The 2,048-nt window shown below is 42.4% G+C and carries 3 protein-coding genes; all 3 read left to right on the forward strand.

Annotation, left to right across the window (positions count from 1 at the left end; all coding sequences use genetic code 11):
- Nucleotides 1–377 precede the first annotated feature (377 nt).
- A complete protein-coding gene (locus tag CS022_RS24445) occupies nt 378–782 on the forward strand; it encodes a hypothetical protein (protein ID WP_129124462.1) in 405 nt (134 codons plus the stop codon).
- Between the two features lie 430 nt (nt 783–1,212).
- Nucleotides 1,213–1,371: a hypothetical protein gene (locus tag CS022_RS25095; RefSeq protein WP_161569747.1), complete on the forward strand. Its 159-nt coding sequence runs from the start codon at nt 1,213–1,215 to the stop codon at nt 1,369–1,371.
- Between the two features lie 343 nt (nt 1,372–1,714).
- Nucleotides 1,715–2,048: GNAT family N-acetyltransferase (locus CS022_RS24450; RefSeq protein WP_145964547.1), on the forward strand; the 334-nt coding region annotated here is incomplete at its 3' end.

Raw genomic sequence — 2,048 nt, forward strand, 5'->3', positions numbered from 1 at the left:
CAGTCACAGGACTAAAAACCGCTTTGCTATTTTTAGCCCGTGCTGCGGGCGTTATCCCCCATCATTTTCAGAGTTTTGAGTCTCAAGGTTTAATCGCCAAATTCCCCTTTTCATAGCTGCAGGTTTGTGTCGAAGTCGCTGAAAACCCTTTGTTTGCGTTACGTGTCTGAAATTCCAATTACATATTTGAATTCACATTCAGGTTGTTGTCTCTTGGTGGTTAAAACACGGTTTGCGGCAAAGCGAAATGCGGTAGCTTTTTCAAAAGGTGCTGGCGGCAAGCCGCGAAAGATATGGAGCAAGGGCTAACAATCGCAGTCACAGGACAAAAAACCGCTCCGCCATTTTTTGCCTGTGCTGGCAGGCGTTAGCTGTAAATGAGTATGAATATAAGACTCCAAACAAATGATGAAAGTAAGCAGCTAGAGTTGCGCAATATCAGTGATGCGGGTGCAGACACCTACGAGTGTTTAGCATATGTAAAGTCTGGTTGGCTTAATTGCGAAAGGCAGTTTTTCTTTGGCAAGTATTACGCTCAAGAGTTTCTCAAAAAACTAAGTGAAATGAACTTATCGTTTAATGGTGTTGCAGAGCTCAAGGCTGAATACGAAGATCAAGTTATTACTATAGGCTGCAATCAAATGGGTAAAGTTGTTGTGTCTGGTGAGTTCATTGAACATTCAATGTTCTCTCAATCATTCGAGTTCGGCTTTGAAACAGACCAAACGGTTTTATCTGATCTTATTAAACAATTTACGAGGCTCCTAGAGAGTCACAGCTAACAAGGTGCTAAACAAGGACAAAATTAAATAAGCTCTTCGCTTCGCTCGATTATAGCTTATTCAATTTTGCCTGTTAGCTAAGCGTTATCCCCCATCAATTTTAGAGTTTTGAGTCCCAAGGCTTGGTCGCCAAATTCCTCTTTTCATAGCCGCAGGTTTGTGTCGAAATCTACGAACAACCTTTGTTTGCGTTACGTGTCTGAAATTCCAATCACGCAGTTGAATTCACATTCAGGTTGTTGTTTCTTTGTTGTTTAAACACGGTTTGCGGCAAAGTGAATTGCGGTAGCTTTTCCAAAAGGTGCTGGCGGCAAGCCACGAAAGACATGGAGCAAGGGCTAACAAATGCAGCCACAGGACAAAAAACCGCTCCGCAATTTTTTGCCTGTGCTGGCAGGCGTTATGCCTTATGTGGAAAAGGACCATCTTGATGAATGAATTAGCCAATGAATTAGAAAACAAAGGATTCAATGCTGAGATCAAAGGGAACAAGGTCAACATCCGTCTTGGCGGTTTGACCAACCCTGTATCGGTTGCTCATGACTTGCAAAAGGCCAGTATGTTGTTGGAACTAGAGACTTACCTCTAGGCGTCGTTTATACGCTTCTTTTGGCTACCTCTCTTTACGGGTTGTTGAGTTCCATCAGCTTCATTAGCACTCTTCTGATTGCGGCTTGTGCTTTTGGATTTACCTCTTTAATTATCACTGAGTTGAGAGTTCGTCCGCTAAGAGAAGTTGTAGAGCGGCTGAACAACCAAACACAGGCATAACAAGAACCTAAAGCTGGTCGCTTAAACCTCTCACACTTTTTTCAAACGACCACTGTGATTCAGGTAGTTGATTTTTAATAAATTAAGCGCCGCTTAGGTTGGCGTTATGAGCTGGAGGAGATTTCACATGGAATACACTATCAGATCTGCTTCAGAATCGGATGCGGCTTGTATCAATAAAGTCTCCGAGCACCCTTGGCTATTCTCAGTTATCCTCCACTGAATCCACTACAAAACTTCAAGAATTGCTCAATTCTTCTCAAGACCAAGTATTTGTAGCTGAGTGGCAAGGTCGAATTATTGGTTGGCTACATCTTTTCTATGCTAGACGTCTCGCATCAGACAACTTTTATGAAATTGGTGGTTTAGTTGTTTCTCCTGAAAGCCGTGGTCACGGTGTTGGTCGAGCTTTAGTTCAATATGCTCAAGCTAAAAATATAGGCAAATTCAGAGTACGCTGTAACGAAAAGAGACTTGATGCACACAAGTTTTACG

The sequence above is a fragment of the Veronia nyctiphanis genome, from assembly GCF_004116385.1.
GTDB lineage: Bacteria > Pseudomonadota > Gammaproteobacteria > Enterobacterales > Vibrionaceae > Veronia > Veronia nyctiphanis.